General features: G+C 32.7%; 15 protein-coding genes. 5 read left to right on the forward strand and 10 right to left on the reverse strand.

All coding sequences use genetic code 11. The features are described 5' to 3' along the window. Positions 1–89: 89 nt before the first annotated feature. Together LPB88_RS04680 and LPB88_RS04685 are read right to left on the reverse strand one after the other, a co-directional pair. Positions 90–854 (reverse strand): TIGR02757 family protein, encoded by a 765-nt coding sequence (locus LPB88_RS04680; RefSeq protein ID WP_230712951.1) that lies wholly within the window; start codon positions 852–854, stop codon positions 90–92. A 112-nt stretch (positions 855–966) separates the two neighbouring features. Then, positions 967–1,632 carry an ABC transporter ATP-binding protein gene (locus tag LPB88_RS04685; RefSeq protein WP_230712953.1) on the reverse strand — a complete coding sequence of 222 codons (666 nt, stop codon included), beginning with the start codon at positions 1,630–1,632 and terminating at the stop codon, positions 967–969. A gap of 131 nt (positions 1,633–1,763) precedes the next feature. On the opposite strand from LPB88_RS04685, the gene LPB88_RS04690 reads away from it, so the two are divergent. Further along, a complete protein-coding gene (locus LPB88_RS04690; RefSeq protein WP_230712955.1) occupies positions 1,764–2,504 on the forward strand; it encodes a phosphodiester glycosidase family protein in 741 nt (246 codons plus the stop codon). Between the two features lie 76 nt (positions 2,505–2,580). After that, positions 2,581–2,877, forward strand: coding sequence for a hypothetical protein (locus LPB88_RS04695; protein ID WP_230712957.1), 297 nt, complete (start codon positions 2,581–2,583; stop codon positions 2,875–2,877). On the opposite strand, the gene LPB88_RS04700 is transcribed toward LPB88_RS04695, so the two are convergent. The 6 genes from LPB88_RS04700 to LPB88_RS04725 all read right to left on the reverse strand — a co-directional run bounded on the left by LPB88_RS04700 (position 2,874) and on the right by LPB88_RS04725 (position 7,991). Further along, a complete protein-coding gene (locus tag LPB88_RS04700) occupies positions 2,874–3,176 on the reverse strand; it encodes a DUF6787 family protein (RefSeq protein WP_230712960.1) in 303 nt (100 codons plus the stop codon). The genes LPB88_RS04695 and LPB88_RS04700 overlap by 4 nt on opposite strands. Before the next feature lie 34 nt (positions 3,177–3,210). Beyond that, on the reverse strand, positions 3,211–3,651 hold the full coding sequence (locus tag LPB88_RS04705; RefSeq protein ID WP_230712962.1) for a DUF6146 family protein: 441 nt from the start codon (positions 3,649–3,651) through the stop codon (positions 3,211–3,213). A 235-nt stretch (positions 3,652–3,886) separates the two neighbouring features. After that, complete coding sequence (locus LPB88_RS04710; protein WP_230712964.1) at positions 3,887–4,456, reverse strand: hypothetical protein; 570 nt, start codon at positions 4,454–4,456, stop codon at positions 3,887–3,889. Positions 4,457–4,559: 103 nt separating this feature from the next. Next, positions 4,560–5,510, reverse strand: a complete 951-nt coding sequence (locus LPB88_RS04715; RefSeq protein ID WP_230712966.1) for a D-2-hydroxyacid dehydrogenase — start codon at positions 5,508–5,510, stop codon at positions 4,560–4,562. A gap of 243 nt (positions 5,511–5,753) precedes the next feature. Continuing rightward, positions 5,754–6,824: a 3-phosphoserine/phosphohydroxythreonine transaminase gene (gene serC / locus LPB88_RS04720; protein ID WP_230712968.1), complete on the reverse strand. Its 1,071-nt coding sequence runs from the start codon at positions 6,822–6,824 to the stop codon at positions 5,754–5,756. A 93-nt stretch (positions 6,825–6,917) separates the two neighbouring features. Then, a complete protein-coding gene (locus LPB88_RS04725; protein ID WP_230712970.1) occupies positions 6,918–7,991 on the reverse strand; it encodes an acyl-CoA reductase in 1,074 nt (357 codons plus the stop codon). 138 nt (positions 7,992–8,129) lie between these two features. Here LPB88_RS04725 and LPB88_RS04730 point away from each other — a divergent pair, with 138 nt between their 5' ends. The 3 genes from LPB88_RS04730 to LPB88_RS04740 all read left to right on the forward strand — a co-directional run bounded on the left by LPB88_RS04730 (position 8,130) and on the right by LPB88_RS04740 (position 10,225). Next, on the forward strand, positions 8,130–8,480 hold the full coding sequence (locus tag LPB88_RS04730; protein ID WP_230712972.1) for a 4Fe-4S dicluster domain-containing protein: 351 nt from the start codon (positions 8,130–8,132) through the stop codon (positions 8,478–8,480). Next, the gene (locus LPB88_RS04735) at positions 8,470–8,898 is read left to right on the forward strand and encodes a hypothetical protein (protein ID WP_230712974.1); all 429 of its coding nucleotides are present in this window, start codon (positions 8,470–8,472) and stop codon (positions 8,896–8,898) included. The genes LPB88_RS04730 and LPB88_RS04735 overlap by 11 nt, the downstream gene beginning before the upstream one ends. Before the next feature lie 154 nt (positions 8,899–9,052). Next, positions 9,053–10,225 (forward strand): hypothetical protein, encoded by a 1,173-nt coding sequence (locus tag LPB88_RS04740; protein ID WP_230712976.1) that lies wholly within the window; start codon positions 9,053–9,055, stop codon positions 10,223–10,225. Between the two features lie 83 nt (positions 10,226–10,308). On the opposite strand, the gene LPB88_RS04745 is transcribed toward LPB88_RS04740, so the two are convergent. Both LPB88_RS04745 and LPB88_RS04750 read right to left on the reverse strand, forming a co-directional pair. Further along, entirely contained in the window at positions 10,309–11,055 is a 747-nt protein-coding gene (locus tag LPB88_RS04745; RefSeq protein ID WP_230712978.1) for a class I SAM-dependent methyltransferase, read from the reverse strand. A gap of 81 nt (positions 11,056–11,136) precedes the next feature. Beyond that, complete coding sequence (locus LPB88_RS04750; protein WP_230712980.1) at positions 11,137–13,791, reverse strand: TonB-dependent receptor; 2,655 nt, start codon at positions 13,789–13,791, stop codon at positions 11,137–11,139. Between the last annotated feature and the right edge of the window lie 238 nt (positions 13,792–14,029).

Below are 14,029 nucleotides of genomic sequence, written 5' to 3' on the forward strand. Positions count from 1 at the left end.
TGTGCAAATGTACATTAAAATGATGGTTAGAGCACTAGATTTTTCGAATCATCTAATAAAAAAGGAATCTAACATTCTAATTCTCAAACTCAAAATCCTTCAAAAACACCTAATCCAAAAAGTGCAAAATCATATTTAACAGGATCTTGTGCATCCATCTCTCTAAGTTTTAAATCTAATTCGGCTAATGCCTTACCGTCATTTTGCTTTCGCGTAAGCAAACCTAATTTTCTGGCTACATTTCCGGAATGTACATCTAACGGACATGATAATGCCGCTGGCGAAATGGTTTTCCAAATGCCTAAATCGACTCCTTTTGTATCCTGACGAACCATCCAGCGTAAATACATGTTTATTCTTTTTGCTGCCGAATTGTTTAAGGGATCTGAAATATGTTTTTGAGTGCGAGGCAAATGATCGATTTCGAAAAAGATCTTTTTGAATTCGCTGATGCTTTTTTGTAAACTGTCCGCTTCTTGATTTTTGGAAAAAACAGCTTCTAGACCATTATGATTTTTGTAAATATGGTGTAATCCTTTTATAAAACCTCCAAAATCTTTTCCGTTGAAGGTACGATGAACGAAGTTTTCCAGTCTTTCTAAATCTTCATCAGAATATGACATGACAAAATCGTAAGGCGTATTGCCCATTAATTCCATCATTTGATGCGAATTTTTGATGATCATTTTGCGATTTCCCCAAGCAATTGTAGCGCTTAAGAAACCGGCAATTTCAATGTCTTCTTTTTGGGTAAACAAATGCGGAATTTGTACAGGATCACTTTCGATGAAATCCTGATTGTTATATTGAATGACTTTTTCGTCAAGGAAATCTTTTAATTCTGATTTGGTCATAATTTAATGAAAGGTAATTGTTATCGTAAAGCCCTAGCCCTGATAGAAGCGGTATCCTTTTTCTGGCTTTTTCAGACAGAAAAAGATACAAGTGGATAGTGGGAAATAGTTCCTAATTACTAATTAAGCCATCAACCATAACCAGTTTTCTATCAGCCATATTAGCCAGCTCTTCGTTGTGGGTTACGATTACAAAAGTCTGCCCAAATTCGTCACGAAGCTGGAAGAATAATTGATGTAAATTCTCGGCAGAATGTGTGTCGAGATTTCCCGAAGGTTCATCGGCAAAAATAACATCCGGTTTATTAATTAACGCTCTTGCTACGGCAACACGTTGTTGTTCTCCGCCCGAAAGTTCGTTTGGTTTATGATTAATTCTATGAGATAATCCTAAAAAGTCTAATAGTTTTTTGGCTTCAGCTTCAGTTTCTGATGGTTTTTTGCCCGCAATATATGCCGGAATACAGACATTTTCTAAAGCCGTAAACTCAGGTAAAAGCTGATGAAACTGAAAGATGAATCCTAAATTTAAGTTTCTGAATTTTGATAACGCTTTATCATTAAATCCTAAAACATTCTGACCATTGATGGTTAAAGAACTTTCCGTTTCTGATTTTGAAGGTTTATCAAGTGTTCCTAAGATATGCAATAAAGTAGTTTTTCCGGCACCGGAAGCGCCAACAATCGAAACAATTTCTCCTTTTTTAATATGCAAATCAACTCCTTTTAAAACTTCAAGTTGGTCGTAGAATTTATGTATGTTTTTTGCGTGTATCATTTTGAAACTGTTTTTACAAAGAAACAAAGATTCTGTCGATATAAAAATGTGTTGTAACAGAAATTTAAGAAGAATGATATATAAATTAATATTGGTTTTTTTGTTTACATTTATGAGAAAGTATCTGAAAAATGAAATTAAAAATTGGAGTTTTAATATTGATAGTAATTGTTCTTGCAGTTTTTATCAATGCAAAAATATATTCTGATGATCGGTTTGTGGTCTATAAAGTGGATCTTAAAAAACAAGATTTAAAATTGTATTGGAAAAATGAGGCAGGGCAAAATTTTGGAAATATTCAAAGTTTAAAGACTTGGATAGAGGGAAATAGCTTATCACTAGACTTTGCAATGAATGCCGGAATGTATAAAAAAGACAATTCTCCGCAAGGTCTTTATCTTGAAAAGAAGAAGGTTTTGTCGCCATTAGATACGACTAAAGCGGAAGGGAATTTCTACTTGCAACCGAATGGAGTATTTTATTTAACAACGGGTAAAACAGCTGAAATTTGTACTACTGAAAAATTTCAGAATAATGGAAAAATAGAATATGCGACACAATCGGGACCAATGTTAGTTATCGATGGTAAAATTCATCCGGATTTTAAAGAAGGATCAGTTAATTTGAATATTCGAAATGGGGTTGGAATTTTACCAGATGGAAAGATAGTTTTTGTGTTGTCTAAAAAAGAAATTAATTTCTATGATTTCGCGAATTACTTTAAAAGTTTAGGATGTAAAAATGCCTTGTATTTGGATGGTTTTGTATCACGTGCTTATGTTCCATCAGAAAATTGGATTCAGACCGATGGCAATTTTGGTGTAATATTTGCAGTAACCGGAAAAAGAAAGATTAATCAAGGTGGTAATTAAATAATGAAATTGTTTTAGGAAATAATTTTGGTTAGTAAAATCTTTTTAAATTCGAATAATATCTAAATAAATGAAAATGCAAGATTTAGAAGTAACAAAAGATGACAGAACCAGAAAATTACTCTTAGGTTTACTTTTGGACGAAATTGGAATGATTTCGTTTACAATTCCGCTTTTGGGAGAATTCTCAGATGTCATTTGGGCGCCAGTTGCGGCTTTTATAATGACCAAAATGTATAAAGGAAGAGTAGGGAAAGTAGCGGGTGTTTTGACTTTTCTTGAAGAGATAATCCCTTTTACAGATGTGATTCCGTCATTTACACTGACGTGGATTTATACCTATTATTTTCAAAAATCAGATAGGGAAATTTAGTTTTTGAAGAGGAATCCAAGCCCCATATTTTTGAGCATTTTCTTTTCGAAATTCCAAAAGAAACGGAATTGCCCAAAAATAGTTCCTATTGCAACTAATAAAACCTGATAAATAGGGAAAATAATCAACAAACGGATTAAAGTAAACCATCCGCCAAAATCTTCTTTGGTGATGCCAAGCCATACACAAAAAGGTTTAGACAAGTACGCAGATGCCGATCCAGTAATGGCAAAAACGATAAGTATAATTATGGCTTGTACATTTGAGGTAATCCCCCAACGTTGCTTTAATTTATTCATGCTTTATTTATAACAATTACAAATATAAACAACATTATCGTATAGGAACATACCCTCCGAGTTTTTGTTTGTATGTATTTTGAAAATAAATCATATAGTTATAAATCAAGTAATTTACTTCGTATCCGTAATGAATAAATGGACTGTAATCAATTTGCATTTCGTATAAATTTGGGTTGTAACGTTGTGGTTGTGAAGCTCTGATATTCCACTCTGTCACATATAATTGATTTTTAGTCTCAAGATAGTTTAATCCATAATAATTTCTTGGAAGCGCTCTCGAGTTTAACCAAGTGCTGAAACCATTATCTATAATAATAACCTCATATTCGAGAGAATCATTGGCAATGCGCACGGTATCATTTACGCCACCATTTGATTTAGGCGAAGCCGATGCAACTGCTGTATTTTTTGAAGTTGTAGAACATGCAATTACTGTTAGTAGAACAATTAATATGTAAATACATTTTTTCATAACGCATAATTTCAGACCTAAATTTACGAAAAAAAGAGGAAAAAGTTTTATTATTTAACAGTTTTTAGGGAGGTTCAAAGGTTCATAGTGGCAAAGTTTCAAAGGTTTAGGGATGTTTCTTTCTTTAGGTAAATTAAAAAGCTGTTTACATTTATGTAAACAGCTTAGTATATTTTGTGGTTTTAAGAACTTTGTTCCTTTGTAACTTTGATCCTATGTCCCTTAAAACAAAAATCTATTTCCCGAACAGTTTTCCTAATATACCTCCAAAAAGGCCACCACTTTTTTGGCTTGATGCTAATGCCATTGCATCTGCAACATCTACCTTTCCGTCAGCGTTTTGATCCAGACCAAATTGCATTCCGTATTTAGAAATCGTATCCATAATCCCGGAAGCTTGTCCGCTGTTTCCTGAAATGGCTCCAATAATATCCGAAATCTGAAAACTACTATCGTTAGGATCTTTGGCTTTATTTACTAATGAATTTAAAATCTGCGGAATCATGCTTGCCGCAACACCAGAAGAAGCAGTACTGCTTAATCCAAATTTTTCGCCAAGGCTTCCTGTCAATTGTTGTGTTATTTGCTGCACAACTGGGTTCGAGCTGTCAATAGGAGATTTTCCACTAAATAGACTGGCAAGTTGCTCACCGCCACCTTCTGAAGCAATTTTTTGCAATCCTGCAAAAATAGAAGAACTTGTTTCGCTTATTACAGCTTCATTTTGCTCATTTGGAATAGCAGAATTGTTTACTACGGCATCACCTCCGTATTGTTGTACTAATTGCGTTAATTGTTCAAACATGATTTTTTAGAGTTTAAATTAGACGTCAAATTTATGCAAAAAGAAAGGGATTTACTACAAATACATAGTAAATCCCTCTAAAGTTAATCTATTTTTTTATTACTTAGCTTAACAAAGTAATAATTTGTGAAGCTAATTCTGTTCCAATTCTGTCTTGTGCCTCTCCAGTTGCAGCTCCAATGTGCGGAGTCAACGAGATTTTAGTGTGCATTAAGATTGCCATTTCTGGTTTTGGTTCGCTTTCAAAAACATCTAAACCTGCAAAAGCAACTTTTCCAGAATCTAATGCTTTTACTAAAGCTACTTCGTCAATAACACCACCACGAGCACAGTTTACGATTCCAACACCATCTTTCATGATTGCCAATTCTTTCTCTCCAATGATGTAACCATCCTGAGCAGGAACGTGCAATGTGATAAAATCAGCTTCTTTAAATAAAGACTCTAATGATTGAGAAACAATTGTAGTTGTGATAGACTGACCATCAAAAAACTCAACTTTAACATCTACAGTCGGAATAAACATATCTGCGGCGATAACCTTCATACCTAAACCAAGAGCCATTTTTGCTGTAGCTTGTCCGATACGACCAATACCAACAATACCTAAAGTTTTTCCTCTTAATTCAGTTCCGTTTGCGTAAGCTTTTTTCAAACCATCAAAGTTTGAATCCCCTTCAAGAGGCATATTTCTGTTAGAATCATGCAAGAAACGAACACCAGAAAACAAGTGTCCAAATACCAATTCAGCAACAGATTCTGATGATGAAGCAGGAGTATTAATTACATGAATTCCTTTGCTTTTTGCATAATCAACATCGATATTGTCCATACCAACACCACCACGACCAATAATTTTTAATCCCGGGCAGGCATCGATAATATCTTTACGAACTTTAGTTGCGCTACGCACTAAAACAACGTCTACATTATTTTCATTCACAAAATTAGCTACTTGTTCCTGAGCTACTTTTGTAGTTATAACTTCAAATCCACCTTTTTCTAAAGCCAGAATTCCACTTTTAGAAATTCCATCATTCGCTAATACTTTCATTTTAGTTTATGTGTTTTTTATTGGTTAATCGTTTTATCGTTAAATTGTTTAACCGATGAACCAACTATTATGTTTTTTTCTTTTTTGATTTAGGAGCTAATCCCGCTATTCGTTCCAATCTTTTTTGTTTTTAAAGAAAAAACAAAAAAAGGATTTCCACTTCTATCGGGGCTAGGGTTTCAGTATTCAATACAAATTTTCGATTAAACAGTTAATCAAATTAACGATTAACCGGAAAAACGATTAAACTTTAGATTCCAAAGCTTTCATTACATCAACCAATACCTGAACACTTTCGATAGGCATAGCGTTGTAAATAGAAGCTCTGTAACCACCAACAGAACGGTGTCCTGGCAATCCTGAAATTCCTGCTTCTTTCCATAAAGCATCAAACGTAGCTGTATGATCAGCATTGTTTAATAAGAAAGTAACATTCATCTTAGAACGATCTTCAACCGCTGCAGCACCTTTAAATAATGGGTTTCTGTCAATTTCAGTATAAAGTAAATCAGCTTTTGCGTCGTTTAATTTTTCAACAGCAGCAACTCCGCCTTTACTTTTGATCCATTGTAATGTTAATAATGAAACGTAAACCGCAAAAACAGGTGGAGTATTGTACATACTTTCTCCTTTAATATGTTTTGCGTAGTCTAACATACTTGGAATTGTTCTTCCGTTTTTCTCTAAAATTTCTTCTTTGATAACTACCAAAGTAGTTCCTGCAGGACCCATATTTTTTTGAGCTCCGGCGTAGATTAAATCAAATTTAGAGAAATCTAAATCGCGGGAAAAGATATCAGAACTCATATCGCAAACCACTGGAATGTTAGTTGCTGGGAATTCTTTCATTTGAGTTCCAAAAATGGTATTATTACTAGTGCAGTGAAAATAATCAGCATCACTAGGTATTTCGTATCCTTTTGGAATATGGTTGTAATTTTCTTCTTTTGAAGAACCTACGATAACAGTTTCGCCAAAAAGCTTAGCTTCTTTTATGGCGGCAGTTGCCCAGGTTCCTGAATCTAAATAAGCTGCTTTTCCGTTTTCTTTCATCAAGTTGTAAGGAGCCATCAAGAATGCTGTGCTTGCACCACCTTGTAAAAATAAGGCTTGATACCCTTTTCCCTGAAGCCCTAATAATTCTAAAGCAAGGGAACGAGCTTCTTCCATAACTGCAACGAAATCTTTGCTTCGGTGCGAAATTTCCAGAATAGAAAGTCCTGAATCATTAAAATCTAAAATTGCTTTTGATGCTTTCTCAAAAACTTCTTGAGGTAAGATACTTGGTCCTGCGCTGTAGTTGTGTTTTTTCATGGTTTTTGTTAATAGTCGGAAATTTTAAAGATGCAAATTTCGGCAATAGGAGCTGAAAAACCGATAAATTATTCGAAATAATTAAACATATTTTTACTTTGTTGTTAACAAAAACGTTATAGTATCTACGTTATCTGCATAATCCCACAATTGAGGATTTTGCGTTTGCCCGAATGGAATGCTATTTTCGATTAAATCATTACTCACGATACACTGAATTTGCTCAGCATCAGCTTTAAGGCGAGCTTGTAAATCTTCGATATTTTCATAAAATTCATAAAAAACACTCGAAATAGGAGAGGCGTAACTCGGATCTTCTTTTAGCGTTAAAAAGCCATTATCTAATAATTTGAAATTACTCATTAAAAATACGGCTTTGTTATAGTCGTAATTGTTAGCATATTTTTCATAATGAATAACATCCTGATATTTGAAAATAGCTTCAAAAAAGGCGTCAAATGTATATCCCTTCGGAACAAAAATCTTCGAAACATTACGGCATCCTAAACCAAAATATCTGAAAATATCTTCACCTAAAGCTTCTAAATCTTCATGAGTTTCTTTTCCGTTTAAAACGGCAGCCGAATTTCTGTTTTTTCGAATAATCGAAGGTTTGTCTTTAAAGTAATATTCAAAATAACGTGCTGTATTATTGCTTCCTGTCGCAATTACGGTATCGAAGTTTTCCAGTTTACCTTCCACGAAAGTGACTTTATCTTTTAAGCTTTCATCAACAGCAATTAAGTACTTGGCCAAAAAAGGCAATAAATGTTGGTCGTTTGATGATGTTTTTATTAAAGCTTTGTTTCCGGTAATTAAAACCGAAAGAAAATCGTGAAAACCTACTAACGGAATATTTCCGGCTAATATTAAAGCGACATTTTTTCCCGATTTGTCATCCTGAGAAAACTCTGATGAATACTGTGAAAGCCATTTGTCAATGTTTTCATCAGTTAAAGCGTCTGCCCATGATTTTATTGCAAAATACACTTGTTCAGGGGTGTACCAGCCATTATGAGATTGAGATAAATGTATCAGCTTTTCGAAATCATCAAAAAATAAATCGTTATGTAAAACATCCGATTTTTTAATTGTATCCTTTTCAGAAAATTGTTTTAAAAATTTTCCTAATTCAACAAAAATACTTTTTTTTGTTTCTAATGTCATAATGTTTGTTTATGAAGAGTTTTGATTGTAATTTTGCACAAAAATAAGCTATATTAAGTTACAAGACAAAGCAGAATAAAATCTTCGTATTATTATTATTTCTCAACTTGTAACTTTTAACTCGTAACCAAGAACAAAATGGCAATAATTATAACTGACGAATGCATAAACTGTGGGGCTTGTGAACCTGAGTGCCCAAATACAGCAATTTATGAAGGAGCTGATGATTGGAGATATAAAGACGGAACTAAACTTTCAGGAAAAATAATTTTACCTGACGGAACTGAAGTTGATGCAGATGATGCTCAAACTCCAATTTCTGACGAAGTGTATTATATCGTTCCAGGAAAATGTACAGAATGTAAAGGTTTTCATGATGAGCCTCAATGTGCTGCTGTATGTCCTGTTGATTGTTGTGTACCAGATGATAATCATGTAGAAGATGAAGAAACCTTGTTGAATAGACAGGCGTTTTTGCATGGCGAATAATTTCCGAAAGTTTGTAAAAAATAATTCTATAACATTCTCTTTTTTATTAATCTATACGGGGTTTATTTATCTGAAAGTTGCAAATTTTGAAAATTATAATTTTTATAACGGCAAAATAACAGGACTTACTAAAAGTGTTAGTTATCATACGGGTGGTCGTGGTTCAGTACTAATAGGTAGAATAATTCCCGAATTTGAATATTATGTAAATGGAGATACAATTAAATCTGCTCAGGGTGAATTAAAATTAGTTACTAATTTTAAATTAAACGAAAAAATTACCGTTCTGGTTGATAAAGAAGATAAGTATAAAACTAAAATATACAGTTTATTTTATTATTGGATTGATTTTAATGAATTAATTCTTTTTTTATTAGCTTTTCTATTTGTCCTTGGATATATTAAGAACTTCATATAAATAAGTAAAAAATCCTGAGTTTTGAACTCAGGATTTTTTTTTTGGAAAAACTTGAAAAGTGTTACTTATTTCATTGGTATTTAGTGATTTATTTAAGAAGTATTAGTTTTTTAGTAATATTTTAATACTTTAGTTGAAAATTTAATTACAGCCTATGAGGAGACTGCTACTTTTATTTATTGTGTTGTTCAATTTTAGTGCTTTTTCGCAAAGCGCTAAATATTCTATTGTTGTAAAGGATATAGAAACACAATTGCCTATCGAAAATGCAACAGTACTGATAATGAAAACCAGGCAGGTTTTGTTGAGCAATAAAGAAGGTAAGGTAACTTTCGAATTGAACGGTTCATCTAGTGTTCAGGTTTCGGAGATCAATTACGAAAAAGTGACACTTCGCTGGGGACCTTTAAAACCAGATATGTTTGTAGTTTATCTTAAAAATAACAACACTAATAATAAACTAGATGAAATTGTTGTCTCAAAAGAAAATCCATATAAAACACTTAACAGAATTGTTTCAAATTCGAGACAAAAATTAGCAGTATCCTATCGACTTAAAGTTTATGTAAGAGAGTTTTTTATGCTCGATAATAAATATTCTTATTACAATGATGGTTTGGTAAATTTTCAATTTGTAGCACGTCAAAAAAAGGTAAATACAACTTTGTTAGTAGAGCAAAACAGGTCTTATGGCTTGCTGGAAACTGATATAGGTGCTGATTTGAAAGGTTATAATTTGAATGTTATAATGGAAAATTATTCTAATTTCAAGTATTTTGACCCTCTTTTAGATTCAAAAACAAGAAAAGAATATGATTACATCACAAAAGGGCATCCAAAAAATAAGGACTATTATGTGATGAATGTTATGCCTTTGGATAAATCTAAAAAAGCAGTTGACAGTTTTGAAATCATTTATGATCCTGAGAAAAAGTTAATCATAGAGTTTAGTATCATCATTACTCCATCAAAACTTATCGAATTTGATATCCAGCCAGACGCTGGAACTAAGAATATTACAAGATCACAGATAAAAGTAAGTTATAGAGTTGATGGTTTGGATTATTTTTTATTGAGTTCTAATGAAGAAATCGCTTATGATTTGTATTTTAAAGACAAGACTAAAAAGAATATTCAGGTTCGCAATAACTTTGTTACCACAAAATTCAATAAACAAAATTTTACGTATAAGGAAAGTGACGTTTTTAAAGAAAAATCATTGTTTAACAAACAGAATAAAATCCTAACCAATTATTGGGACATATCAGGATTTACAGCCACTGAAGAAGAGAAAGGTATTATAGATTCATTGCAGTTTAAGTTGTAAAAATGTAAATTGTGAAAATGTGAAACGTAAATGTATCCGTTTTAGTAATAAAAAAATCCTGAACTATTAGTTCGGGATTTTTTTTAGGCTCTTTTTTTTGCGACAATTACATAAGTATCGTAAGCATAGGTTTTGCGGTCTATAGTTTTTATTATTTCGAAATTATTCAAATATAAAAACAGCTGTATTTCATTTAGTGTAAAAACTCTAACAGTCGAAAAATCATTTTCTATAATTTCTTTTGAACCATTTAAAAGAGTGTAATATTGAGCAGTCCATTCTAACATGAAATTTTCTAGAGCATTATTTGTGTCCCAATGACTTTCTCTAAAGTAATTTGCATTTTGGTATTCTGCTTCATGAATAATAATTGGATTTTCTTTGGTGAAAGGAATGAATCTATTCGCATCAATAAAATCAAAAATTATAACACCGTTATCATTTAGGTTTTTGTATAAAGAATCAAAAGTTCTATTAATATCGTCATTGGTAATTAAATAGCTTGTAGATCTTCCGGTGATTAAAATCGTATCAACTGCATTATCGAGTTTAAATTGGCGCATATCGCCTTGTGTAAAAGAGCAGTTTTTGTTTCTTTCTTTGGCAATTGCAATCATATCTTCACTATAATCAAGACCTTGATAGTTTTGATTATTTGCAGAGAATCGTTTAGCAAGGTTGCCAGTTCCACTTCCAATTTCGAGAATACTCAAGCCTTTATTTTCTTGAATTAGATTGTTGTAAAAAACATATTCTTCGTCATAATTGACAAATGTCTGGTACATTGCATCGTATATCGCGGCCATTTTGCCATCATATAAATTTGCCATCACAGTAGGTTTTATTATTATAAATGTATAAAAAAAGGGCTTATCTGATGTAAGCCCTTTTTAAAATTTTAATTATTACGGTTAAAATTTATAATTTAGAGATAAATTAAACATAGTTCCTAATTGACTGAAATGGAATCCATCATAAGTCATTTGAGAGTAACGTCCGTTAAAAGTAATTAGGTTGTATTGTTTTTTTGTTTGAACTGGATCCGCTAATATTGCGTCACCTGCAGCATTTTCTGATTTAAATTCCCACTCTGGTAAAACATTAAATAAGTTGTTTATGTTTAGAGCGAATGTTAATTTTTCAGTAGCATTAAAGTTGACACCTAAATCAGTAACAATTTTAGGAATAAATTCGGTTTTTAAATTGGCATCTAAACCATCTTGATTGAAGGTTGTTTTTCCAAAATAAGTATTGTTAAGAGAAAATCCAAATTTGCCAATTTCATAGTTACCGCCCAAGATCCATTTCGTTTTAGGTCTTGATGTAAAAGTCAAAGAAGTTAAGATATCTCCAAATGAATTGTTTGTTACAGGAGAAATTCTTTCGTTTTGGAAAGTGATATTTCCAGATAAATTAATACCTAATTTACCAGAACCGATACCAATATTGTTATAACCAGTAACTACATCTAAACCTGAAGTTCTTGAGTCAAAAGAGTTAGAAAACCAAGCTACATTACCAAATGGTGTATCTTGTCTGTCCCCTAATACAATTCTGTCTTCTACTTTAATGTTGTAATAATCTAAAGTAATATTAAAATCTTTAAAAGGTTTTGCACCAACTCCAATAGTTATGTTTGTTGATTTTTCAGGATCTAAAGAAGGAATTCCTAATTGACGTGCCTGAGGAGAAACGTTGTTGATAATTCCGCTTACTTGAATTCCTTGTCCTGCTACGAAAGAATATTGAGATTTTTGAGTATAAATTTGGTGTAAAGTTGGTGCTCTAAAGCCTGTTGATACAGATCCTCTTAAAGTGATTTTATCATCTAAGAATTTATATCTTGAACTTACTTTCCAAACCGTTGCTCCACCAAAATCACTATACTCTTCATGACGAACGGTTCCGTTTATTAAAAAGTCTTTTGTTACATCGTAAGCCAAATCGAAGTAAACCCCAACATTGTAACGATTCCATTTTCCTGAGTTTTCAGGTCTGTTTCCTGCAAAAGAGTCAGCTCCAGTTCCATCCCAAGAAGCTTTAATTCCTTCAAGAACTTCAAAATTTTCTGATCTAAATTCAGAACCAAATCCAATACTGATATGGTCTGAAACGATTTTAGAAATATCAATATTTCCAACCACATGATTAAACCCAGTTCCACCTGGTTTAAAAGAAATCGGGCTGTTTTCTCTATAAACATTTTGACCGTTTTCATCAACAATGTTTGATCTGTTTACAGAGTTATTTACAGTATAAAGTTGTTTGTTTCCTCCAATAGTTACACTCGCGTCAGTATTCCAGCCATTTCTAACATTTTTGAAACCTAAAGTACCATTATAATCTGTTAAGTCACCTTGAAAAGTTGGTACATATCCTTCGTAAATTCTATCAGCACCAGTACCTTTTCCGAAAAAATCAATAAGATAAGGATCGTCTGCTAGTGTTCTCCAATATGGAGTTCTGTAATTCGCAAAAGAGTTCACTTTTTTGTATACATAAGCAGCATTATAATACATTTTTGTATTGTCACTGATGTCATTTCCACCATTGATTAAGAATTTGGCAGCAGCCGTTTCTGGTGATCCATTAATGTTTCCAGCGTCAGGATATTTAGCAAGAAAAGCTTGAACATCTGCGATGTCAGCACCAAAATCTCCTGCATCTCCTGCAGCATCAACTTTTCCTGGTCTGTTGGCTAAATTTACTTTAGAAAAATCTATTGTATAATTTAAAAAACCTTTTTCGCCAACAGTTGTTCCGTTGTTTAAACTTACACCCAACATTTCGCCGTCACCTTCAGATGTAATTCCGCTTCTCACTGTCAAAGATCCATCAGTAGCGTTTTTCTTTAAGATGATGTTCATAACTCCGGCAATCGCGTCAGATCCGTATTGTGCAGAAGCACCATCACGAAGTATCTCAACTCTTTCGATCGCGTCAGTTGGAATAGCAGAAATATCAGCTCCCGTTTCTCCACGTCCTGGAGAAGTTTGTACATAAAGTAATGAACTTAAATTTTTACGTTTACCATTAATAAGGATTAATGTTCTGCTTGGTCCCATATTTCTAATCTCGTACGGATCCAGTAATGATGTCGCATCATTTACAGGAGTCTGTACAGTATTAAAGGACGGAATTTTATACTGCAAAGCCTTATCGAATGAGGCCTGGCCAGTAGAAGTTAAATCTTTGGCAGACAAAACATCAATAGGTAATGCGCTTGTGGTATTACTTCTTGCAGCTGTTCTGGAACCGGTTACTACTACTTCATCTAAGTTTTGACCGCTTTCTTCGGACAAAGAAACATCAATTACTGAAGTAGTAGCAATTCTGGTAACACTGCTATACCCCACGTAACTAAAAATTAAAGATGCTCCATCTTTTACGGTAATTTTGTAAGATCCATCCATATCGGTAGAAACACCGTTGTTAGTTCCTTTTTCTAAAATGTTAACACTAGGAAGAGGTGTTCCTGTGTTATCCTTGACCACACCCGTGATTTGCTTTTGCGCAAAAATGAATAACGAGTGAAATAGAAATAATAAGACTGCAATTTTTTTCATGTTAAAACTTGTTTTGGTTAAAAAATTTAATAGTGGTTTGTTAAAAGTTGAGATAAAAGTAAACTTATTTAACAAAAAATTAGTAAAAAGTTTTATTTTTTTTAAGAAAATTAGCGAAAAAATATATATCGTCATTTTTTGTTTAGTTACGAGGTATTAAATCTTATATTTGCAAAATTTTAAGGGCAAAATATATGATTTTGTCAAAATTTAATTTATCAGAAAAAACGATCATTCA

This window comes from Flavobacterium sp. JAS, assembly GCF_020991455.1.
Classification (GTDB): Bacteria; Bacteroidota; Bacteroidia; order Flavobacteriales; family Flavobacteriaceae; genus Flavobacterium.

Bases quoted from the DNA above. Each gene is read 5' to 3' on its own strand.
- LPB88_RS04680 (WP_230712951.1), bottom strand. From the start codon at position 854: ATGACCAAATCAGAATTAAAAGATTTCCTTGACGAAAAAGTCATTCAA.
- LPB88_RS04685 (WP_230712953.1), bottom strand. From the start codon at position 1,632: ATGATACACGCAAAAAACATACATAAATTCTACGACCAACTTGAAGTT.
- LPB88_RS04690 (WP_230712955.1), top strand. From the start codon at position 1,764: ATGAAATTAAAAATTGGAGTTTTAATATTGATAGTAATTGTTCTTGCA.
- LPB88_RS04695 (WP_230712957.1), top strand. From the start codon at position 2,581: ATGCAAGATTTAGAAGTAACAAAAGATGACAGAACCAGAAAATTACTC.
- LPB88_RS04700 (WP_230712960.1), bottom strand. From the start codon at position 3,176: ATGAATAAATTAAAGCAACGTTGGGGGATTACCTCAAATGTACAAGCC.
- LPB88_RS04705 (WP_230712962.1), bottom strand. From the start codon at position 3,651: ATGAAAAAATGTATTTACATATTAATTGTTCTACTAACAGTAATTGCA.
- LPB88_RS04710 (WP_230712964.1), bottom strand. From the start codon at position 4,456: ATGTTTGAACAATTAACGCAATTAGTACAACAATACGGAGGTGATGCC.
- LPB88_RS04715 (WP_230712966.1), bottom strand. From the start codon at position 5,510: ATGAAAGTATTAGCGAATGATGGAATTTCTAAAAGTGGAATTCTGGCT.
- serC (WP_230712968.1), bottom strand. From the start codon at position 6,824: ATGAAAAAACACAACTACAGCGCAGGACCAAGTATCTTACCTCAAGAA.
- LPB88_RS04725 (WP_230712970.1), bottom strand. From the start codon at position 7,991: ATGACATTAGAAACAAAAAAAAGTATTTTTGTTGAATTAGGAAAATTT.
- LPB88_RS04730 (WP_230712972.1), top strand. From the start codon at position 8,130: ATGGCAATAATTATAACTGACGAATGCATAAACTGTGGGGCTTGTGAA.
- LPB88_RS04735 (WP_230712974.1), top strand. From the start codon at position 8,470: ATGGCGAATAATTTCCGAAAGTTTGTAAAAAATAATTCTATAACATTC.
- LPB88_RS04740 (WP_230712976.1), top strand. From the start codon at position 9,053: ATGAGGAGACTGCTACTTTTATTTATTGTGTTGTTCAATTTTAGTGCT.
- LPB88_RS04745 (WP_230712978.1), bottom strand. From the start codon at position 11,055: ATGGCAAATTTATATGATGGCAAAATGGCCGCGATATACGATGCAATG.
- LPB88_RS04750 (WP_230712980.1), bottom strand. From the start codon at position 13,791: ATGAAAAAAATTGCAGTCTTATTATTTCTATTTCACTCGTTATTCATT.